At 43.5% G+C, this 22915-nt stretch carries 18 protein-coding genes, 2 tRNA genes and 1 pseudogene; 14 read left to right on the top strand and 7 right to left on the bottom strand.

Annotated features, from left to right (window positions below; all coding sequences use genetic code 11):
* Positions 1-99: 99 nt before the first annotated feature.
* A complete protein-coding gene (locus JMX03_RS10325) occupies positions 100-780 on the top strand; it encodes a thiamine phosphate synthase (protein ID WP_227695638.1) in 681 nt (226 codons plus the stop codon).
* A gap of 89 nt (positions 781-869) precedes the next feature.
* Here JMX03_RS10325 and JMX03_RS10320 read toward each other — a convergent pair whose 3' ends face one another.
* Positions 870-1199: a TraR/DksA family transcriptional regulator gene (locus tag JMX03_RS10320; protein WP_201574184.1), complete on the bottom strand. Its 330-nt coding sequence runs from the start codon at positions 1197-1199 to the stop codon at positions 870-872.
* Between the two features lie 442 nt (positions 1200-1641).
* Here JMX03_RS10320 and JMX03_RS10315 point away from each other — a divergent pair, with 442 nt between their 5' ends.
* From JMX03_RS10315 to ruvB, 5 genes are all read left to right on the top strand, one after another.
* Positions 1642-2856, top strand: a complete 1215-nt coding sequence (locus JMX03_RS10315) for a phosphoglycerate kinase (RefSeq protein WP_201596602.1) — start codon at positions 1642-1644, stop codon at positions 2854-2856.
* A 224-nt stretch (positions 2857-3080) separates the two neighbouring features.
* Positions 3081-3491: a hypothetical protein gene (locus JMX03_RS10310; RefSeq protein WP_201574186.1), complete on the top strand. Its 411-nt coding sequence runs from the start codon at positions 3081-3083 to the stop codon at positions 3489-3491.
* Positions 3492-3894: 403 nt separating this feature from the next.
* Positions 3895-4932: a class II fructose-bisphosphate aldolase gene (gene fba / locus JMX03_RS10305; RefSeq protein WP_201574187.1), complete on the top strand. Its 1038-nt coding sequence runs from the start codon at positions 3895-3897 to the stop codon at positions 4930-4932.
* 97 nt (positions 4933-5029) lie between these two features.
* Positions 5030-5650 carry a Holliday junction branch migration protein RuvA gene (gene ruvA / locus JMX03_RS10300; protein ID WP_201574188.1) on the top strand — a complete coding sequence of 207 codons (621 nt, stop codon included), beginning with the start codon at positions 5030-5032 and terminating at the stop codon, positions 5648-5650.
* A 169-nt stretch (positions 5651-5819) separates the two neighbouring features.
* The gene (ruvB, locus tag JMX03_RS10295) at positions 5820-6797 is read left to right on the top strand and encodes a Holliday junction branch migration DNA helicase RuvB (protein WP_201577124.1); all 978 of its coding nucleotides are present in this window, start codon (positions 5820-5822) and stop codon (positions 6795-6797) included.
* Positions 6798-7005: 208 nt separating this feature from the next.
* Here ruvB and JMX03_RS10290 read toward each other — a convergent pair whose 3' ends face one another.
* The 5 genes from JMX03_RS10290 to JMX03_RS10270 all read right to left on the bottom strand — a co-directional run bounded on the left by JMX03_RS10290 (position 7006) and on the right by JMX03_RS10270 (position 12909).
* Positions 7006-8454 carry an FAD-binding oxidoreductase gene (locus JMX03_RS10290; RefSeq protein ID WP_201596600.1) on the bottom strand — a complete coding sequence of 483 codons (1449 nt, stop codon included), beginning with the start codon at positions 8452-8454 and terminating at the stop codon, positions 7006-7008.
* A 19-nt stretch (positions 8455-8473) separates the two neighbouring features.
* Positions 8474-10132 (bottom strand): ABC1 kinase family protein, encoded by a 1659-nt coding sequence (locus JMX03_RS10285; protein ID WP_201596598.1) that lies wholly within the window; start codon positions 10130-10132, stop codon positions 8474-8476.
* A 54-nt stretch (positions 10133-10186) separates the two neighbouring features.
* On the bottom strand, positions 10187-10906 hold the full coding sequence (locus JMX03_RS10280) for a ubiquinone biosynthesis accessory factor UbiJ (RefSeq protein WP_201596596.1): 720 nt from the start codon (positions 10904-10906) through the stop codon (positions 10187-10189).
* 109 nt (positions 10907-11015) lie between these two features.
* Positions 11016-12071, bottom strand: coding sequence for a bifunctional demethylmenaquinone methyltransferase/2-methoxy-6-polyprenyl-1,4-benzoquinol methylase UbiE (gene ubiE / locus JMX03_RS10275; RefSeq protein ID WP_201596594.1), 1056 nt, complete (start codon positions 12069-12071; stop codon positions 11016-11018).
* Positions 12072-12195: 124 nt separating this feature from the next.
* Entirely contained in the window at positions 12196-12909 is a 714-nt protein-coding gene (locus tag JMX03_RS10270; RefSeq protein ID WP_201596592.1) for an FFLEELY motif protein, read from the bottom strand.
* A gap of 325 nt (positions 12910-13234) precedes the next feature.
* On the opposite strand from JMX03_RS10270, the gene JMX03_RS10265 reads away from it, so the two are divergent.
* The gene (locus JMX03_RS10265) at positions 13235-14887 is read left to right on the top strand and encodes an ATPase (RefSeq protein WP_201596590.1); all 1653 of its coding nucleotides are present in this window, start codon (positions 13235-13237) and stop codon (positions 14885-14887) included.
* Positions 14888-15629: 742 nt separating this feature from the next.
* A pseudogene (locus JMX03_RS10260) lies at positions 15630-17235 on the top strand (inorganic phosphate transporter).
* Between the two features lie 235 nt (positions 17236-17470).
* Here JMX03_RS10260 and JMX03_RS10255 read toward each other — a convergent pair.
* Complete coding sequence (locus JMX03_RS10255; protein WP_406947719.1) at positions 17471-19111, bottom strand: aminotransferase class I/II-fold pyridoxal phosphate-dependent enzyme; 1641 nt, start codon at positions 19109-19111, stop codon at positions 17471-17473.
* Positions 19112-19389: 278 nt separating this feature from the next.
* Here JMX03_RS10255 and msrB point away from each other — a divergent pair, with 278 nt between their 5' ends.
* The 6 genes from msrB (at position 19390) to JMX03_RS10225 (ending at position 22913) form a co-directional block, all read left to right on the top strand.
* The gene (gene msrB, locus JMX03_RS10250) at positions 19390-19815 is read left to right on the top strand and encodes a peptide-methionine (R)-S-oxide reductase MsrB (RefSeq protein ID WP_201596586.1); all 426 of its coding nucleotides are present in this window, start codon (positions 19390-19392) and stop codon (positions 19813-19815) included.
* 71 nt (positions 19816-19886) lie between these two features.
* Entirely contained in the window at positions 19887-20375 is a 489-nt protein-coding gene (locus JMX03_RS10245) for a glutathione peroxidase (protein ID WP_201596584.1), read from the top strand.
* Positions 20376-20678: 303 nt separating this feature from the next.
* Positions 20679-20754 (top strand) — tRNA-Val (locus JMX03_RS10240).
* A gap of 56 nt (positions 20755-20810) precedes the next feature.
* Positions 20811-20887 (top strand) — tRNA-Asp (locus JMX03_RS10235).
* Between the two features lie 451 nt (positions 20888-21338).
* A complete protein-coding gene (gene phbB / locus JMX03_RS10230) occupies positions 21339-22100 on the top strand; it encodes an acetoacetyl-CoA reductase (RefSeq protein ID WP_201596582.1) in 762 nt (253 codons plus the stop codon).
* Positions 22101-22229: 129 nt separating this feature from the next.
* On the top strand, positions 22230-22913 hold the full coding sequence (locus tag JMX03_RS10225) for a phasin family protein (RefSeq protein WP_201596580.1): 684 nt from the start codon (positions 22230-22232) through the stop codon (positions 22911-22913).
* Positions 22914-22915: the final 2 nt, after the last annotated feature.

The following is a 22915-nucleotide window of genomic DNA, read 5'->3' as shown; positions in this document are numbered from 1 at the left end:
TTTATATGTCTTTATATATGACAACTTTGTAAAAAGTTTAAAGGGTCGTTATTTAAGATAACGGCCTTTTTTTATTCTTATTTCGTTGCAGGGGTTGATATGACTAAAGCATCTACCATACCAGAAACATCTACTATGATAAAAACAACGGTGCCTACGCTGTATTTGCTGACGAATGATGATGAGTTTGAATTGCTTTATCGTAAGTTGAAAATTGCTTTGGCAACAGGAGTGATTGGGCTGCTACAAATCAGACGCAAGCAAGTGTTGGCACAGTCAAACGGTGAGGCAAAGCTTTATGAGGAAGCAAAGGAAATAGTGGCATTAGCCCAGCAATATAAAGTTCCAGTCGTTATCAATGATGACATAGCGCTTGCTAGCAAACTTGGTGTTGGTGTGCATTTAGGTCAAGGTGATGGTGATATTGATGAGGCAAAACAGACGTTAACGCCTGATCAGATTATCGGTCGCACTTGCCATGGCGATGTAGCGCTAGTAAAAGAGGCAAAACAGGCAGGAGCGACTTATGCAGCAATGGGCGCTGTATTTGCCTCATCTACCAAACCTCATGCCCATACAGTTTCTTATCAACAGTTAGCAGAAGGGTGTCAGCAAAATATTGATATATGTGTGATTGGTGGACTAACCGCTGAGAATATCAGTCAGTTAAAGGGGTTGCCATTGGTTTATATAGCAGTGGTAGGAGATATTATGGACTTACCAATAGATTCAGTAGAAAAGCGTTGCTATGAATGGCAACAGGCACTGACCAACTGGTAAATGCCTGCCTAATGAAGGTAATTAATTGAGGAGAATTAAGCTTTGATGTGCGAGCCTAACTATAGGTCATGCGCACAAAGAACAAAGACTTACTTAGCATGATCCATACATAAGGTGGCATACGGTAACGCTTCTAAGCGTTTGATCTCTATGTCTTCACCGCATACTTCACATTCCCCGTAGGTGCCGTTTTCAATACGATTCAATGCATTTTCAACATAGATAAGACTTTGGCGGGCTTCTCCTAACAAGGTCTTTCGCATTTCATTTTGACGATAAGAAATCGCTTGATCGTCCCAATGCTCATTTAGGTCATCTTGTGGATGTTGGATATGATCTTCAATTTTATCGATGCGAGTTTGAAACTCTTCTTTTAATTTTAGCAACTCTTGCTTAGCAACCTTAAAATCAATACTCATTATTGTCTCCTAATATAGCTGATCCACTATTTTATAAAGATTTTTTTATCTCATTATGGTGGGGTCGCTATTGGGTGTTGTTATTGTTTACTACTCTTATCATAGTCTGGATATGGGTAGTACGCCACCACCAAATGTTAATGGATTCATTATCGCTTTTATTGATTATTTGGTATTTATACCATTCCGATAAACGGTAAATAATCATAGAAAATATAAATTCACTAATGGATATCCTAGGCTTTATCATAAATACTGATGATATTTGGCTATAGTGGCTAGTAGCATGCATGAATCGCTAGCGAATAGTCTTATTGAAAAGTTGACGTTATGCTAAACTCTTGCTTAAAATGCGCCAGCGCTAATTTATACACTATGGCAGCTATCAAGTTTCGTAAACAAACTCAGTAATCGATATATAGACATAGGAGTGGGACTGACAATGAATTTTCTGCGTATGAGTGAGCTGACTTTAACGGATAAAGTGGTACTGATTCGTGAAGACCTCAATGTACCTATTAAAGATGGCAAAGTAGCAAGCGATGCACGTCTGAAAGCAAGTCTTCCAACTATCAAGATGGCGCTAGATAAAGGCGCTGCCGTGATTGTCTGCTCACACTTAGGTCGTCCGACAGAAGGCTCTGCGGAAGCGAGATATTCGCTTGCTCCTGTTGCTGAGTATCTAACAAACGAGCTGGCTGAGCAAATAAAAAACCCAGTGAGGCTTAGCGGTGATTATCTGAGTGCAGGTGTCGATATCAAAGCTGGGGAAGTGGTACTGTTAGAGAATGTACGCTTCAACAAGGGTGAAAAAAACAATGATGCCACGCTAGCAAAAGCTTATGCTGACTTATGTGATGTATTTGTGATGGATGCTTTTGGTACCGCTCATCGTGCACAGGCTTCCACAGAAGGGGTTACCCAAGCGATGCGCCAAGCGGACAAGACAGTCTGCGCTGGGCCTTTGCTTGCCGCAGAGCTTGACGCATTGAGCCTAGCTCTTGAGACGCCAGCGCAGCCTATGCTAGCCATCGTTGGTGGCTCAAAAGTATCTACCAAGCTTGAAGTGCTGCATAGCCTGGCTGAAGTGTGCACTCAGATTATCGTAGGCGGCGGTATCGCCAATACTTTCTTGGCGGCACAAGGGCATGATGTGGGTTCGTCTTTATATGAAGCGGACCTAGTGGATACTGCTCGTGACATTATGAGTAAAACCAATATTCTTCTGCCTGAGTATGTTGTTGTTGCCGATAAGAATGATATCAGCTTTGACGATTTTACAGGCTCATTGCAACAAGCCAAAGCCACTGTCAAAGCTGTAAGTGACATTGGTGCTGACGATATGATCTTAGATATTGCTGCAGAGAGTGCGAAACAATTGGCCGAGGCTATCATGAATGCCAAGACCATCTTGTGGAATGGACCAGTTGGTGTGTTCGAAGTAGATGCGTTTGGTGCTGGCACCGAAATCTTGGCAACAGCGGTACGAGACAGTACAGGGTTTTCGATTGCTGGTGGCGGTGATACTTTGGCTGCCATTGATAAATATCAAGTTTCTGACGGAGTGAGCTATATGTCGACAGGCGGTGGCGCCTTCTTAGAATTTGTCGAAGGTAAGGTATTGCCAGCAGTGGCGGCATTGGAGATTGAAGCCTGAAATACAATTCGGTAACATTATCCGTACAAAACGCAAACTATAACTGCTATAGTCTATAGGTGATATTATATTCGTTATACAGCTGTACAGTTGATGGTTGATGACTATTATCAAGTAGTTGTTATTTGTTAACTTGCTACAAATTATTATTGCATGTCTTATTTGCTATCTATAAAATAGCGCCACTATGTACTTTGATATGCATCATTCACAAGAGGTTTATTATGTTAAAACGTCATTTGTTACTTGCTAGTATTCTTGCTGGTACTTTCGCAGTTACTGCCTGTAGCCAACAAACTGAAGATCAAGCTGAAGCTACTGTTGAGTCAGCTGGCGAAGATATTGCTGCCAATACTGACGCTGCTGCTCAAGAGACAGAAGCCGCGGCTGCAGAAGCTGAAGCTGCTGCTCAAGACGCAGGTGCTGAGCTAGCTGATAGCGCAGAGACTGCTGGTGCCGCTGCTACTGATGCTGCCGCCAATGCAGGTGAAGCCATCACAGAAGGCGCTAATAAAGCGGTTGCTGGTACTGCCTCAGCAGTTGCTGATGGTGCAAATGCAGTTGCTGACGGTGCGTCTGATGTCGCTGCCGATGCTGAAGCAAATGCAGAAGTTGCTGAAGATCAACAGTACTAATTTGCTACTACCATATCTTTAGGTAGACAGTGATCGTATAGATTTTAATGTAGTAATTAATTAGCTATCAACGTGTTAATTGTGAGCTAATAAAAATTGCATATAAGCCTTGAATATAGTTAAAAAGCCTTGGTTATCGCCAAGGCTTTTTTTTGACTGTCTTATTTGATCGGGGTTCTTATTTCATTATAAAGGGTCACTTATACAGTGAGTTCTAAATACAGGAAGTTCTAAGATTTGTCATGCGTATACGTAGGCGGTTTTTAAATACCGTGCTAACAGCTACGAGAGCAAGGGAATATTTGCTATAATCACTGCGTAATAGATCTGGGTATGTATTTATAGCAACTTTCATCCTTATTTATTCATATCATCCTGTTTCATTCCAACTTGAGAGCGTTTTATGGCTTTAATCTCTTTACGTCAACTTTTAGATCATGCCGCTGAGCACAGCTACGGTGTTCCTGCATATAATGTGAATAATCTAGAGCAAATGCGCGCAATCATGATGGCTGCGGATGCTTGTGACTCACCTGTCATCGTGCAAGCCAGCGCTGGAGCGCGCAAATATGCAGGCTCGGCATTTTTGCGTCATTTAATCACCGCTGCGATTGAAGAATGGCCACACATTCCAGTGGTTATGCACCAAGACCATGGTATGTCACCAGCTATCTGCCAGCGCTCAATTCAGCAGGGTTTTTCATCAGTGATGATGGACGGCTCGCTCGGTGAAGATGGTAAAACACCGATGGACTATGATTATAATGCCAGTGTTACCCGCGAAGTTGTCAAATTGGCCCATGCTTGTGGCGTGTCTGTAGAAGGCGAGATCGGCTGTTTGGGTAGCCTTGAAACTGGTATGGCCGGTGAAGAAGATGGCTCTGGTGCAGAAGGGGTGCTTGATCGTGAGCAGTTATTGACCAGTGCTGATGAAGCCGAGCAGTTCGTAAAAGATACCAATGTTGATGCGTTAGCGATTGCTATTGGTACCAGTCATGGCGCTTACAAATTCACGCGTCCACCGACAGGTGATATTTTATCTATTGAGCGTGTCAAAGAGATTCATGCCCGTATTCCTAATACACATCTTGTCATGCATGGCTCTTCATCAGTACCGCAAGAATGGCTAAAAGTCATTAATGAAAATGGCGGTGATATTGGTGAGACTTATGGTGTACCTGTTGAGCAAATCGTTGAAGCGATTAAGCATGGTGTACGTAAAGTAAACATCGATACTGACTTACGTTTGGCGTCAACGGGTGCTATCCGTCAGTATCTTGCACAAAACCCTAGTGAGTTTGATCCACGCAAATACTTCAAAGCTTCTATGGTAGCGATGTCAGATATCTGTAGCAACCGCTTTGAAGCATTTGGTTCTGCAGGTCAAGCACATAAGATTCGCCCGATTAGTCTTGAGGCAATGGTTGATTTTTATCAATAAGTTGAGTCATTCAATCGCTTAGCGTGTTGATTGCAGCTCAGTAATTATTGAACTTTAGAAAAGCAGCTTAATTCATAGTTATAAGAGAGGATGAGTGATGATAGGACTGATTACTGGTCAGGTGCAGTATTTGATGGCGCCAACGGCCTGTGTTATGACTGCCTCTGGCGTAGGCTATGATATTGAGCTGCCTTTACCGTCATTTTGTCAATTACAGCTTGAGCAGCAAGCCAGTATTTGGACGCATTTTCATGTGCGCGAGGATGCGCAGCTGCTGTATGGGTTTATCGACCGTAAAGAGCGTGATGTTTTTCGGCAGTTGATTAAGATTAATGGTGTTGGTGCCAAAATGGCATTGGCCATGCTGTCTGCCATGTCGCCTGCCGAGCTAAAGATGCATGTTGAACAAGATTCAGAGACGGCACTGACGCGTATACCTGGCATCGGTAAAAAAACCGCACAGCGTCTACTTATTGAGCTAAAAGATAAGTTGAAGAATATCGAAGTGGATAGTAGTGGTTTAGAGCTTACCAGTCAGCCAGTAGCAGTCTCTCATGAAGGCAGTGTCATCGCTGAAGTAGAAGGTGCTTTGATTAGCTTGGGCTATAAAGAAAAAGAAGCTCAACAAGCAATCAAAGCCGCGAAGCGTAACGGCGATGTCTTTGAAGATACGCAAAGCTTGCTAAAAGCGACGCTGCAGCAATTATCAGGCTTTTAATATGGCTGATGCTGACTGAGTGTTTGATTGGTTTTTAAGTAATAGTAAATAAGCGACACTGGTTGTCGCTTATTTTATTTCTAAGTGTTACTTTACTATATTTGTGCATGACTTATCAGCTGTGCTTAGTTATGCTATTTATTACTTTTAAATAATGATAAGAGATATGATGCAAGACCGCTTGATTAATCCGCTAGAAGGAGCAGATGATGCTCCGGAAGCCAATATTCGCCCCGCATTACTGTCCGAGTATATCGGTCAGCCGGTAGTTCGTGAGCAAATGGAAGTTTTTATCGGTGCAGCGCGAGGCCGTGATGAGGCGCTGGATCATACGCTGATTTTTGGTCCTCCTGGACTGGGTAAAACAACCCTTGCCAATATTATCGCGCGTGAGATGGGCGGTAATCTGCGTTCAACGTCTGGGCCTGTGCTTGAGCGTGCCGGCGATTTGGCCGCGATGTTGACCAACTTAGAGGCGGGCGATGTCTTATTTATTGATGAGATTCACCGTTTGAGTCCCGTCATTGAAGAGATACTCTATCCAGCCATGGAAGACTTTCAGCTGGATATCATGATTGGTGAGGGGCCTGCAGCGCGCTCTATTAAGCTTGATTTGCCGCCCTTTACTTTGGTGGCTGCGACCACGCGGGCAGGGCTGCTGACTTCACCACTGCGTGATCGCTTTGGTATCGTCCAGCGTCTTGAGTTTTATAATATTGCCGATCTGACCACCATTGTTAGGCGCGCAGCGCGTCTGATGCGAGTGACGATGACTGAAGATGGTGCGGTAGAGATTGCGCGCCGTGCTCGCGGCACGCCACGGATTGCCAATCGTTTGCTGCGCCGTGTACGTGATTACGCTGAAGTAAGAGGAGATGGGAGTATCAATGGTGTTATTGCTGCCAGTGCACTCGATATGCTGGCGGTTGATAGACGGGGTTTGGATCATCTGGATAGACGCTATATTGAAATCCTGCATGAGCGTTTTGATGGTGGCCCAGCAGGTGTTGAAGCGGTAGCAGCGGCCATGGCAGAAGATCGCGGCACGCTGGAAGATGTAATCGAGCCGTATCTTATACAGCAAGGTTATGTGTTGCGTACCGCTCGTGGACGCGTATTGACACAGATGGCGATTGATCAGATGTAGTTCGACTATCAATACCAAACCTAAAAAATACGACTGGCTATGTCAAACTCGTTTAGTCTACAAAACATAGTATTTACACTGGTTTTTCTTGCTACTCTAATTATTTGGAAAAGTTGTGATAGATGGTTTCAATCAAAAAAGCGCCTCGTAAAAGAAGCGCTTTTTTAGTATGTGTTTATCTATTACTTTATTTATCATCAAACCTACGCTAAGGCCATATTTTACCAGGGTTTAAGATGTTATTAGGATCAAGCGCAGACTTGATGGCTTGCATCATTCCTAAGGCATTACCATGCTCTTGCTGCATATATTTTTGCTTGCCTTGACCGATACCATGCTCACCCGTACACGTACCATCCATCTCAATGGCGCGGATGGCTAAGCGACCGATAATATCTTCAGCCTTGGCAACCTCTTCAGGATTATCTGTATCTACCAAGAGTAAAACATGAAAGTTCCCGTCACCAACATGACCGACGATAGGGCCAATCATACCAGCATCTTCAATGTCTTTGGCCGTGGCACTGACGCACTCTGCTAAGCGTGAAATAGGCACACAGGCATCCGTCGATAGTGCTTTTGCTTCTGGACGTAGCGCAGAGCTGGCATGATAAGCATTGTGCCGCGCTTGCCAGAGACGCTTGCGCTCGGCCTCATTGGTATCCCACACAAAGTCCGTACCACCAAACTCTTCGATAATATCGGTAAATGTTTGTGCTTGTTCACACACGCCTGCTTCAGTACCATGAAATTCCACAAACAGCGTCGGTGTCTCGACCAAATCAAGATTTGCATATTGGTTGCAGGCTTTGACTTGCAGTGCATCAAGCAGCTCAATACGCGCAATAGGTAAGCACATCTGAATGGTGAGCATCACCGCCTGACAGGCATCTTCAATCGTCGGGAAATGACAAAGTCCACTACCGATACATTCGTTGATGCCGAACAGTTTCAGCGTCACCTCGGTTACGATACCCAGCGTGCCTTCAGAGCCAATCATTAAGCGGGTTAAGTCATAACCTGCAGCAGATTTTTTTGCCCGCGTCCCCGTACGAATAATATCTCCGCTCGCTGTTACGACTTCGAGCGCAAGTACCACATCTTTCATGGTGCCATAGCGTACTGCGTTGGTACCTGAAGCGCGAGTAGCAACCATGCCGCCGATACTGGCATTGGCACCTGGATCTATCGGGAAAAACAATCCGGTATCACGCAAATAGTGATTGAGCTGTTCACGCGTGACACCAGGTTGTACCGTTACCGTAAGATCTTCATTATTCACCTGCACGATAGCATCGAGCTCGTGCATGTCAATACACAGGCCACCATAAGGCGCATTTAGCTGACCTTCTAAGGATGAACCAACACCAAAAGCAATGACTGGCATTTTGTATTGATTGCAAATCGCTACCGCCTGTGCAACATCGTGCTTGTTCTGCGCGGTTAGTACAGCATCTGGTGGCTGATTGGTAAGCCAAGTCATGGTATGACCATGCTGCTCACGTACGGTCAAGTTGGTACTTAGCTTGCCACCAAACTGTGCTTGTAGTGCTTTGATGGCAGCATCATGATTGCATGTATCAGAGTTGTCTTTTTGATTGTTATTTACAGAAGGCTCGTTTGTGAGAGGGGCAATGCGCACGTCGGAAATAGACATAAAAAACTCCTAATGAGGGTTACGCCAAGATACGCCAGACAACAGCCAACATCGCTATGATATAAAAGATCGGTGCAAACCAACCGACTTGAGTAGCGATAGCGATACTGACGCCAAAACCTGCTAAAGCTAACCAGTCACGGCGACGATCATTCAGCATATCTGCGCGTATTTGTTGCATCTCCCGCAGCTGGCTGTCCTGACGTGAGCCTTGAGAGGCTAAGCTTTGCAAGCCTTGATCCAGTAGTTTAGGGATGTCAGTCGTGGATAGTAAAATCTCTGGAAGCTGCGTACGTAGTTGTTGCAAGTTACGCATAGGATCGAGCTGCTCTTTAATCCAGCCGCTTAGGATAGGTTTGGCAAGTGACCAAATGTCTAAGTCAGGATATAACTCGCGGCCCAAACCCTCAACGTGTACTAAGGTTTTGAGTAGTAGCATAAGCTGTGGCGGGATACTCATGTGATGACGACGCGCAATGTCCAGTATTTGCATCAAGACGCCAGCAAAATCGATTTCGTTGATAGATTTTTGTAGCATTGGGCCGACGGTACGTTTCATATCACGCATTAATGCATGCTTGTCTGAATTCGGTGGTATCCATCCCGCGCGGCTTACGATATCAACCATCGTAGTAAAGTTATTATTCATCACTGCCAAAAGCATTCGCGCCACAATCATCTGATCATCATTGGACAAGGTACCCATAATGGCACAATCAAGACCGATATAGCGTGGCTCGTAACCCAGATCGACAGGGGGCGTATCTGCACTGAGTGTTTTGACAGGGGGCGTTTCAACGAAGACATTACCCGGATGCATGTCGGCATGAAAGAAGTTATCACGGAATACTTGGGTGAAGAAAATCGTTAAGCCTTTTTCTGCAAGTGCCGCTCGGTCATAGCCAAGCTGATCAAATATCTCAATCTGTGAGATTGGTACACCCTGAATACGCTCCATCACCATGACGTTTTTTGACGCGTCATAGACTTCAGGCACATACATCAATGCTGAGCCCAAGAAGTTATTGCGCATTTGCGTGGTATTGTCAGCTTCTAAGGTCAAATCCAGCTCATTGAGCATGACTTGCCGATAGTCTTCGACGATATCAATGATATGTATGGCGCGTGCCGCCTCTATACGTGCTGATGCCCAGCTGGCAAGCTCACGTAGCAGTTCAAAGTCAGAGATAATAGTGGCGCGAATATCAGGGCGTACTACCTTAACCACGACTTCACGGCCATCCGTCAATGCGGCAGTATGCACTTGGGCAATGGAGGCAGCAGCTAAAGGTTTGACATCAAAGCGTGCAAACAACGTCTCGATAGACTGGCCAAGACCGTGTTTTGGGTCTTGGATTTGAGCGATGGCAATATCAGCGTCAAAGGGCTTTACCTTATCCTGCAGTTGAATCAATTGCTCGATGATTTCTGGGATTACCAAATCGCGACGAGTAGACAGCAGCTGTCCGAGCTTTAAAAATAGCGTACCCATGTCTTCAAGTGCATATTTAATAGCGTTGGGTTGATGCTTTTTACCCCAAGCAGCAGGGTGCAGACGAATCATACGTGCGATAGGCTGTAACTGCGGAGCTTCATCAAGGGGCAGATGGGTATCAATACGATAGCTTGCCGCAATGCGCCAAAGCTCAAATAAACGAGCACGATGAGATAATAGCATGGGTGATAAATACTCTACAAAAAGACGGAAATAGGTGGAACGCTTGTCGACTGACTATTGCTGGTTTTGCATATGCAGCAAACGCGCTTGTTCAGCTTTAATCGCAGCCAACCGTGCCTCTTCGCGCTCGACATCAGCACGCAACTTAAGAATTTGCTGCTTAAGACTATCTGCTTCTGCTTTTTCCGCAGGATCAGGCTCGCTATTGCCAGCAATATCGTTGGCCCAATCGCTCACATCATCAAAAGCGCGCTTGGCAGTATGGCGAAAGCTGCCTTTTAGCTGCGATATCAGGAGCTGCAACTGGCTTGCCGTTGGTTTGCCAATGAAAGGCTCAAGCTGACCAGCAATATCAGGATCAAACCCTGCAACCAATTGCTTAAGCTGCATCAGCACTTTATAGTCGCCCGTAATGGGCAGGTTGCCTTCAGCACCGCGCATCAGATTGAGTAGCTGAGCAGGGTTTTCGACACTGATGGTGCAGTCTGGAGTACTGTGACCAATACGCGCCATGTCTATATCTGCTTGTTGGCGTTCATCACTATGCCCTCGAAAGCTTTGTCCGCGTGGCTCAAATACAGTATTGGCAGTGAGAGGCTCAAAACGCAGATGCTCATCATTGAATAAAACATCTAAGTGTACTTCAGGCATCGTCATATTAAACCGCAGTACTTTACCAGCAAGCGGTTTCAATCCAGCTCTCGTAATCTCATCACTAGCAATAGCCATATTAATCAGCTTTTCGGCACTGGCCAAAAGTAATACAGTTAGCATAATACTCTCACTTTTTTAAAGGGGTTATTCTTATAACGAGTCTGCGTTGCGAGCTTGATTGTTCGGTTTTCAAGCTCATAACTAAGAACAACTAATTAAGCAGAACCAATTAAGCTTTAAAGCCGCGATGCACAGCAACGATACCAGCCGTCAAATTGTGATAGTCACAATTTTCAAAGCCTGCTTGCTCCATCATTTGCTTCAAGGTTTGCTGATCAGGATGCATGCGAATCGACTCAGCCAGATATTGATAGCTCTCTGCATCGTTGGCAACAAGCTTGCCCATAAGCGGTAGGGCAGTAAATGAATACAAGTCATAAGCTTTGGATAACGGCTCAAATATAGGTTTTGAGAATTCAAGGATTAGCAAGCGACCGCCTGGCTTTAGCACACGATACATTGAGCGTAGAGCCGCATCTTTATCAGTGACGTTACGTAAGCCAAAGCTAATCGTCACCAGATCAAAGCTTTCATCTTCGAAGGGGGCAAGCGTTTCGGCATTGGCTAGGACAAAGTCAACGTTGTTGCAGCCCGCGTTAATCAAACGCTCACGGCCAACTTCTAACATAGCGGCGTTGATATCTGACAAGACTACATGACCATTACGACCCACTTCACGGCTAAATACTTTGGCTAAATCACCCGTACCGCCAGCAATATCAAGCACATGCTGACCAGCGCGTACGCCTGACAGGCTAATGGCAAAACGCTTCCATAGGCGGTGAATACCAAAAGACATCAAGTCGTTCATGATGTCATACTTCTTAGCAACTGAAGTAAAAACGTCTGCCACGCGGGCTTGTTTTTCAGCTTTTTTGACCGTCTTATAGCCGAAATGGGTTTCTTCTGCGCCATCGGTCTCAAGGGTGTGAGGATTGTTGATATCATCACGCTGATTGAAGGCTGTTTGTTTCAGTGTTTGTGCTTTATCTGATGCTGACGTGATACTTGCGTTGGCGTTGTTATTTGACATAGTCGTTTGTTGACCTTGAGGAGTTCCTGTTGGCAAGTCCTGCACTTGAGTAAACTCAGCGTTATGACTTGCTTTTACCTTTGCAGTGATTTTTTGATTGTTGGTAATACTGTCTTCAACCAGCTTGTCTTGTAGATGCTGGTTTGCAGCTGCTTTGTTAGGTGCTACATCAGTGTTTGAGTTGTCGGTCATAGAGGTATCCTGTTACTTGCTTTTATGATTATCTAAGCCTGCTGTTACGAGTGATCAGGTATCACTACGTAACTATGAATGCTTAGAGCAGTGCGAGTGTTTAGAGCAATGCTTATGATGAGCTCTATGATACATCAAACGCTGATTTATTACCGTCATTATCCGTACTGTGGACTTGATCTATAATCATGAGTTCACGCTCACAGAAAGGTTCGATGAAACTTGCGACACTATCAAGAGGTTTCATTGCCACAAAGCCGGCATCAATGAAGTCATATAAAGGCTGGAAGTTATGACGGTAAGCAGTACCTTTAGTCAGCGAAAATACTTTACGTAATATAAATGAGTTAAGGTATTTGTCTGTGCGATAGCAGACGTCTTTTAGGTTGTTGATTTGCGTGCGGCGTGCACCTGCCTCATCTACCGCACGATAGGCGGCAAGCATGTTTTCTTCGTTTACTTCTAACTTTTGATCGATAAACCACTGCGCCAGATGCATGTCTAATTCAATTGCTAAGATAGCTGCTTGAATGGCCATGCTGCCCGTCTGTAATACTGACTCTTTAGTCAGGCTCTCAAGCCTTTTGGCTTTGGGTAGGATACGCTCTAACTGTTTGGCTAATAACTTAAACTCATCACCACCATACAGTTGAGTGAGAAAGTAGTTCGCCATTGGCTTGTTTTTTTTCTGTTCAAAAACATCTTTATGGGTCTGTTGAATACGAGCGCGCTGCCATGCCTGTACCTCATCAAGCTTGGCCTTTAATTCAGCGTTTTCATGAGAGGGCAGCGCCCAATAGCGCGCTAAGTGTTGTTGTAGTTCAGATAATGCAGACATGACGGATAATCCTAAATAGATAAAGGTGGGGGTGTTTTAGGCAGAGCACAATAAAATAATAGAGCTTAATTTATTATAGCTTTACAGTTAGTATAAACTTACAAACTCAAAGTTGTTTCACTACTATCGAGCCTAAGAGTTAAGCGTATCATCGATAGTAATCTATATCTAGTAAAACGAATCTATGCTTCAGTGCTATTATAGTACGCCACCTTAAAAGAAAATAAAGCAAAATACAAATAGCAAACGGTTACACACCGCCAGTACCACATTTGAATGGTCAATAGACCCTAAACTTTTTATAAAAATAAAACGGAGTCAAAGTATGCCTAAAAATAAGACATTACAGACCGTAAGCGCGCAATTTGATGAGCAAGTCGTCAGTGAGCGTTTGACACCTAACTTGTTGAGTCAGTTTTCTTTGGATAAGGACGAGCTTAGATTGGCGTTAGTGACGGCTCAATATGCTTTACGCGCGACACGTCAGCAAGAGCCGTCGACCATCAACAAGCCAACAGGACTATTGGTACTCGTCAATGGTATGGAGCAGGCAGGCAAGGGCACGGCGGTCAAGCAATTAAGGCAATGGGTTGATCCGCGACTACTAAAGGTTGAGGCGACAGTTGGTCACCCACCGCTTGCATATCAACCTATTTGGCAAGCACATACCAAAGCCATACCGCGTCATGGGGATGTGATGGTGTATTTTGGCAACTGGTATGCAGACTTGCTCTACAATGTCATGCAATTGGCGACGAGTGAGAAAAAAGATAAGCGTAAAAAAAATGGTAAAGCAAAATCCACGCGTCAATTACCGACTGGTAAATGGCAAGATTATTTGCAGCAGCAATTAACAGAGCTAAAAGTGTTTGAGCAAGACCTCGCGGCCAATCAGACTAAAGTGCTTAAATGTTGGTTCCACGTTGATGCGGATGTCTTGCAGGCACGTTTAAAAGATGAAGAAGATGATCCTGACTATTTATACCAAATTGATTGGAGTGATACTGAAACATTGGCGCAGTTCAATCAGGTGGCAACGGAGTTATTGCGGCAGCAAGGTGATTGGGTCATCATAGATGGCAGTGACAAGACGCAAGCGGCGACCAACTTTGGTCACCAAGTACTACAAGCCATGCAAAAAGCACTGGTCAGTAGTAGAGCTTCTGCAAACAATCACTCTGATATGGCTAATAACATCGATAAAGAGGACGATAACGAAAAAAACAACGATAGCAAGCAAGGGTTCAAATCTGTAAAGATACCTTATGAGCTCATAGATATCGATGATCCTGATATGGATAAGTCAGATTACCGTGCACAGCTGGCCAAAAAACAAGCCAAGCTAGCAGAGCTGCTGCGCGCACGTCAGGGTCGTCATGTGGTGTTTGCCTTTGAAGGTATGGACGCTGCTGGCAAGGGTGGCGCTATTAAAAGACTGGTAGCGCCTCTCGATCCACGTGAGTACCAAGTTTATAATATTGGTGCGCCAATGCTATATGAGCTGCAGCATCCGTATCTGTGGCGATTTTGGACGCGATTACCGAATGAAAGAGAAGATCGTATGAGTCGCATCGCCATCTTTGACCGTACTTGGTATGGCAGGGTTTTGGTTGAGCGTATTGAGCAATTGATATCTGAAGCTGAATGGCAACGTGCTTATGATGAAATCAATCGTTTTGAGTCAGAATTAACAACAGCAGGGACGGTGGTGATTAAGTATTGGCTTGCTATTGATAAAAAAGAGCAACTAGAGCGCTTTGAAGAAAGACAAGAGACGCCACATAAGCAATTTAAATTAACTGATGATGATTGGCGCAACCGTGATAAGTGGTCAGACTATGTACAAGCGGCGGCAGATATGTTGGCGCATACTGATACAGAATCGGCACCTTGGTGTGTCATCGCTACTAACGATAAGCGCAGTGCGCGTTTGGCAGTGCTGGATCATGCTATCGAGCAGTTAAAAAAGTACTTATGATGACTATACACAGTCATGCTGAGTATTATTTGTGATATGGGATGTACTGCTGAATATAAATCGCGCAAATATTGTCAGATAACACAGTTTGTCTTTGACAATCCGCTATGAATAACCATAATAGGCGGATATTAAATAGAGAGCTTATTACCTAAATAAGCTCTCTATTTATTTAACAAACTTAAAATCTTGATAATGTTGTTCTTGCTTGCTGCTGAAACTTATCTTTGCAGTTACAAATCTCGCAGTATCATCATGCATTATCCTCAATTATTTAATATAATGGGCGAGTGGTTGTAAAGGTCAGCTTAGCACTTGCAATATGGGCATGAGTAAGCGCAGTCAGATAGGCCATAAAGTAAGGGCGCAGTTTCAGTATTGCATTGTTTCGTTACTTGGTCACAGCTGTTTTGAGCAGTATAATCACCATTAGACTATTAGAATCAAATATTTAGGCCGCAAGATGCTTTAATCAAATGATTTAGCGCTCTCACTTGCGGCTTAATAGTATGTTAATGAATGTCGTTTTTGCAGTGCATTCATACTGATAACGACATCAGGATAAGTGAAGACTTAATAATTTCTTAGTGCTTTCAGAGTATATGCAAATAATATTTGCATATGTATTCAAAAAATTACGTTGCGTGTGCGCTGCCATTTCATTGGCTTGCTATACCTAGTAACATCGCAACCTTATCAATCGTAAATATCTTTAACCAGCTTACGCAGGGCGTATCAATCTATGGGTATTATTAGCAGTTCTAAAGAGCCGACCAAGAAAGTTGGCACTATGAGAATCAATCTATTTTTTGCCACTTTACTGATTGTAATGACAGCTTATTTTTTATGGTGGGGTCTTGACTACACCATGCGTCAGCAGACCACTCTATTTATCGTTGCCACAGCCTTTGGTGTCTTTATGGCATTCAACATCGGCGGCAATGATGTTGCTAACTCTTTTGGCACCTCGGTAGGTGCAGGAACGCTGACTATTCCGCAGGCACTTGGTGTGGCTGCAATATTTGAGGTATCAGGTGCAGTGCTCGCTGGTGGCGAGGTCACAGATACTATCCGTAGTGGTATCGTTGATTTGGACGGTTTAGCTGTGACGCCCAATCAGTTTATCTATGTGATGCTTTCTGCTTTGATAGCCGCAGCATTTTGGCTGCTGTTTGCCACACGTAAGGGACTGCCTGTCTCTACCACCCACTCTATTATTGGCGGTGTGGTAGGCAGCTCTATTGTATTAGGCATCACTTTAGGTGGTACCGAAATGGCACTATCAACAGTAGACTGGGGCACTGTGGGCAAGATTGCCATTTCTTGGGTACTATCACCATTACTAGGCGGCATACTCTCGTTCATACTCTACGGACAAATCAAAAAGAATATCATCAATTATAATGATAAAGCAGAAGCAAAGATTGTTGTACTAAAAGCCAATAAAAAGACTGTAAAAGAAGAGCATAAAGTATTTTTTGAGGCGCTATCAGAATCAGAGCAGCTATCCTATACATCTGCCATGCTACGTGATCAGGATATTTATAAAGATGATGACTGTAAGCTTGAAGACTTAGAAACTGACTACTACAAAAACCTGTACACCATTGATCGGGAGCGTAGCAATCTAGATACTCTAAAAGCGATTAAACAGTGGGTCCCTATCATTGCCGCTATGGGCGGTGTGGTCATGACGTCATTGGTCGTTTTCAAAGGCCTGAAAAACGTCAATGATAACTTTACAACCTTACATGGTTTTTTATTCATGGGGATGGTTGGTGCCTTAGTGTGGCTGGCTACCTTTATCTATACCAAAAGTATTCGTGGTAAACACAAAGAAGATCTGACCAAAGCCAACTTTATCCTGTTCAGTTGGATGCAGGTATTTACGGCATCCGCTTTTGCCTTTAGTCATGGTTCAAACGACATCGCTAACGCAGTAGGCCCTTTTGCAGCGATTATGGATGTCATTCGTACCAATCAAATATCTTCAGAAGCAGCGGTGCCTCCAGCAGTCATGCTAACGTTTGGTGGCGCTCATCGTCGGTCTTTGTTTCATTGGTAAGGAGGTCATTCAAACCGTTGGTACTAACTTGGCAAAGATGCATCCAGCGTCTGGTTTTTCAGCTGAGCTTGCGGCTGCGGCTGTCGTTATGGGCGCATCAACGATGGGGTTACCTGTATCGAGCACGCATACTCTAGTAGGAGCGGTACTGGGTATTGGTATCGTCAATAGAAATACTAACTGGAAGCTGATGAAACCTATTGGTCTGGCATGGGTGATTACATTGCCTGCGGCAGCGAGTATGTCAGCATTAAGCTTCTTTGTTTTAACAAAGATATTCTAGAACACTAAAATTGAGGTCTTAGCTTTCAAGATTATTGTTATTTAAGCGACTGCTAAAAAAACGCTTATCGACTTGATGCCGATAAGCGTTTTTTTGTCTATTTTTTGTCTAAAGCCAAGTTGATTAGCAATTATACCATTTCCAAAAATTAGAGTAGCACGAAAAACTTGTGCAAGCACTACTCCTAGTAGGGTTAGCAAGTTTGACAAAGTTAATCGCACTTTTGGGTTTGGTATTAGGCCTCTAAAGCGTTGACGTCTGCAGATAAAGTGTTTTTAGATGAGGTATTTACAATGTCATCTGTGCCAAACTGTTGGCGTTTTTTTGCAAAGAAACGATCCAAGCGATCCATCGCATCTTCTAAATCATGAAGGTTGGGTAAAAATACCACGCGGAAGTGATCAGGGGCGTTCCAATTAAAGCCCGATCCCTGCACCATCAGTACTTTTTCATCGATTAAAAGATCCATCATAAACTGCATGTCATCTTCGATGGGGTAAATCTCAAGATCTATTTTTGGAAAACAATAAAACGCGCCTTGGGGCAGGGTACATGAGATACCAGGGATAGCATTCAGACGAGAAACTGCCATTTCACGCTGCTTGTATAGACGTCCAGATTCCGCAGTGAGCGCTTGCATACTTTGGTAGCCACCCATAGCCGTTTGAATGGCATACTGCGCAGGGACGTTGGCGCACAGGCGCATAGAAGCGAGCATGTCTAAGCCTTCGATGAAATCTGCAGCATGTTGTTTCTTACCCGATACCATGAGCCAGCCAGCACGGAATCCGGCGATTCGATGAGACTTGGATAGACCATTGTAAGTTAAAACCAAGACCTCATCAGTTAATGTGCTCATTGGTGTATGCACCGCCTCATCATACAACACGCGATCATAGATCTCATCTGCCACTAGAACTAAGTCATGCTCTTTAGCGACTTCGATGATCTGCTTAAGGATGTCGTTTGAGTATAGTGCGCCTGTTGGGTTGTTGGGATTGATAACCACAATGCCTTTGGTCTTGCTGGTAATCTTGGATTTGATGTCTTCGATATCAGGGTGCCAGTTGTCTTCTTCATTACAGCGATAGTGCACCGCTGTACCACCGGCCAAGTTCGCTGCTGCTGTCCACAGAGGATAGTCTGGCATTGGAATCAGAACCTCATCACCATCGTCCATCAGCGCTTGCATGGTCATGACAATCAGCTCAGAAACCCCATTGCCCAAATACACATCACGTACGTCTACAGCAGAGAGCAAGCCTTTTGACTGATAATATTGCAATACAGCTTTGCGCGCTGAAAAAACACCTTGTGAGTCTGAATAGCCAGTTGCCTCAGATAGGTTCATTGATACATCACGCAAGATTTCATGTGGCGCATCCAGACCAAAGGGAGCAGGGTTACCGACATTTAGCTTGATGATACGTTGACCCTCTGCTTCCATTTGGGTCGCCGCTTTTAGTAAAGGGCCACGAATGTCATAGCAGACGTTTTGTAATTTGGCGGATTTTTTTAGTGAAGCCATAGTATTGCTACCCATAGTCGTTTTGTTTTTTGAGTCTTGGTTGTGGTCGGTGGTTAGAGTTTGTTTGTCTGTGGAAGCGTCTACTGTCTTATGGCTATTATCATTTATAATGTCGCCACGCAGTAAATAACCTTCACTGCATCCCAAGATGCGTGCAAGCGTTGGCAGCTTTGAGGAAACGATACCATTAGTACCGCGCTCCCAATTAGAGATAGCACCGCGACTGACCTTAGCACCAGCTTGGGTCATGGCCTGTGCCAGTTGCTCAGCAGTCATGCCTTTGTCGCGACGCAGCTGTACCAAGCGTTCAGCTTGTGCCAACTTGTCTTTATTATCAATCATAACCATTTAGGCCTTTTGTTTTTCTATGCTATAGACAGTGTTGAAAATATCAGAAGATAATATTAAATACTTAATGCAAGATTTTATTGCATTCATAACTAAGCTGCAAGTGCTATTTATGATTTATTGCAAGATATGCTTGCAATTCTATTCTTATTTTTCCTTATCAAAATCATAGGACCTGTTTTCACGTGTAAGTTTGGTAAAGATGAATCACTCACTCTTGCATCTTTAGCGAGTATTCCCATATCTTATCTACACAATAAGCTTATAAAGGATAAACCATGCAAGACAATCAGTTGAGTGCCGAAGAAGTCGCACAATTAACCGAAGCTGACTGGAAAGAGCGTCTCAGCGCCGATGAGTATCGCGTCATGCGAGAGAAGGGCACAGAACGTCCTTTTACGGGCGTTTATAATGATATTAATGATGACGGTGTTTATCGCTGCAAAGGCTGCGGTGCAAAGTTATTTGACTCAGCAAGCAAGTTTGATGCGGGCTGCGGTTGGCCAAGTTTTGATCAGGGCATAGATAACAGCGCCATTGATGAGCATGTTGATGACTCGCTAGGCATGCGCCGTACTGAAGTGACCTGTAGTAACTGTGATGCGCATTTAGGACATGTCTTCCCTGATGGTCCACGCGAGACTACTGGTATGCGCTACTGTATCAACTCGGTTGCTATCGATTTGGATAAGACGGCTAAGTAGCTATTAAAAGTAGCTGTCAGAGTTATGGTGGGCTCTATACAGACTCTAATACAATAAGATAAGGAAAGCCGATGAGCAGTATTTATGATTTTACAGCAGAGCGTATGGATGGTACGCAGCAAGACTTTACTGATTATCAAGGCAAAGTATTGTTGATAGTCAACACAGCTAGTAAGTGTGGTTTTACGCCGCAGTTTGCAGGTTTGGAGACTTTGTATCAACAATATAAAGATCGAGGGCTTATGGTCATTGGCTTTCCTTGCAACCAGTTTGGTAACCAAGATCCTGGTAGTAATGAGGAGATTGGTAATTTTTGTCAAAAGAACTATGGTGTGAGCTTTCCAATGATGACTAAAGTAGACGTCAATGGTAAAGACGCCCATCCTATCTTTGATTGGCTAAAAGAGCAGAAGGGCGGTGTACTTACTGATGGTATCAAATGGAACTTTACTAAGTTTTTAGTGGGTGACGATGGGCACGTACTTGAACGCTATGCGCCAACGACTAAACCAGAGTCTATGGCATCCGACATTGAGCGCGCATTATTAGCTATCAAGTAGTTTGAGTTGTTAAATAGCATTATAGCTGTAATAGTACGTAAAATATAAAGTCAATAAAAACAAATGCTTGTCGAGATAATGAGTAATAAAGTAAAAAATAAGCCTAAAAAGGCAAAATACCGTTTGACAGGCATGTGTAAATGTATATAATACACACCCACAGAGCGAGGCTTTAGTGAGCTATCTTCTGTTAAGAGCTTTTCAAAGGGTGACAACTTTGAATATCAAAGCTTTTAGAATTTCCCTTTAAGAAAAATTCTCTTGCGAAGCTAAAATTGCAGTGCAATTTTTTAACGCTTCTCAGGGTGATTAGCTCAGTTGGTAGAGCGTCTGCCTTACACGCAGAATGTCGGCGGTTCGAATCCGTCATCACCCACCACTCATTTAGCGAAGTGGGCTCTGGTTATAAAGAGCAAAACGCTAAAGACGACCTAAGCAGCGGTAGTTCAGTTGGTTAGAATACCGGCCTGTCACGCCGGGGGTCGCGGGTTCGAGTCCCGTCCGCTGCGCCATATTTAAAACGAATTTAGACTTTCGAGTTTAAGCAAGTTTCGCCTCAAACATTAGCTTGTTTGGGGTTTTTTTGTGTCTATTAATTTCTATTTAAGCCCTTCTGTTACTGATAAGTGCCTGCCTAGCATAAAAGCTGTTCGAATTGCTACTTGAGTTTATCAATAATTATTTACTACTACGATTTAATAAATTGGAATTTGATTAAAATCTAGCCTTCAATCTAATTTTCTCAGCGATTTATTTACCAAGCGTATTTTTTACAATAAAGCATTGTGTCACCCAAGTGTTAGTTTACTGCATGGGAACCAATCTTTTGTTCGTTATATTTCTAATAATCGACTTATATGGTAAAAACCTCTTAATTTGTTACCAATTTAGTATACTTTCGTCATGAAAAAAATGTAATAATAGAAAGATAAATGGATTTATAAATTAATTAGAGGATTATCTATGTCACAATCAAATACATCAGATAAGAAAGTCGCTATGGTAACTGGCGCACTTGGTGGAATCGGTACGGCTATTTGTGATAAGTTGGTGGCGAAGGGCTATCACGTTATTGCAACGTTGAGTAATGACGATCCAGAGCGTACTAAAAAATGGTGCGATGATAACGGATTCGATCAAAATAACTTTGAGTTTCTTGCTGTAGATCTAAGCGATCACGAAACAGCTATGGCCGCTATTCAAAAAACATTAGATAAGTATGACAACGTTTATGCCTTGATAAACAGTGCTGGTATCACTCGTGATAGTAGCTTTAAAAAGATGAGCTACACGCAGTGGAAACAGGTAATTGATACCAACTTAACTTCTCTTTATACAATCGTTCACCCTGTATTTTCAAAAATGCTGCAACAAAAAACAGGGCGTATCGTCAATATCAGCTCTATTAATGGTCTGCGTGGTCAATATGGTCAGACCAATTACTCTGCTGCCAAAGCAGGAATCATCGGGTTTACTAAAGCTCTAGCCTATGAAGGCGCGCCTTCATCTATAACCGCTAACGTAGTTGCTCCTGGTTACACTCACACCCCTATGGTAGAGACAGTACCTGAGCATATTATGGATAAGATCAAAGAAACCATTCCAATGAATCGTTTGGCAAGTGCAAACGAAATTGCTGCTGCTTGTATGTATCTTATCAGTGACGAAGCCATATTTGTCACAGGAGAAACCATATCAGTCAACGGTGGTCAGTACATGTCTTAGTTTGAATAATTTGAACTCAGCATTAATTAAGTTATATTTGTTACATTACTAAGTAACATTATGATTTGAATGGCATTATAATGTCATCTCAATCCCCTACACACCAATCATCCGCATACGGAGCAATTTATGTCACAATCGAATCCTCAGGATTTTATCAATCAGTTCAACGAAAACACGCAAAAAATGTTTGAACCTTGGACAAAGCTTAATCAAGCATTCTTGAAAAATGCTGAAACTATGACTGAGTTTTCACTTAATACTATTAAATCTTACTCAGAGATGGGTCTAGAAAACATGCGTCAAGTTGCTGGAATTGACTCACCAGAATCAGCGAAAGAATTCAATAGCAAGCAAGCTGAAATGCTTAATGTTATTAGCCAGCAAATGCTAGCAGATGCTAAGCGTATGACAGAACTTGGCAATAACATGCAAGAAGAAGTCATGAAGGTTTTGAGTGAAGTTCATGGTGAGACCAATGAACAAGTACAAGCTAATATGCAAAAAGCCACTGATCAAGCCAAGAAAAAAACTCAAGAATATACTGAAAATATGAATAAAATGGCTGAAAAAGCGACTGAGCAAGTTACGAAAGCCGCTGAACAAGCCACTAAGGCTGCAGAGCAAGCGACTGCAGCAGCTAAAAAAGCCGCAGAGCAAGCAACTGCAGCAGCGACTAAGGCCGCTGAGCAAGCTACGAAGAATACCCAACAAGCGACTCAGCAAGCTGCAAAGTCTACTCAGCAAGCTGCAAAACCTGCTACAAATACCAAGACTGGTACTAGTAGTACTGCAAAAACGACGACTAAGTAAGT

The organism is Psychrobacter fulvigenes, assembly GCF_904846155.1.
GTDB classification, from domain to species: domain Bacteria; phylum Pseudomonadota; class Gammaproteobacteria; order Pseudomonadales; family Moraxellaceae; genus Psychrobacter; species Psychrobacter fulvigenes.
This window is presented reverse-complemented; position numbering and strand designations above follow the sequence as displayed.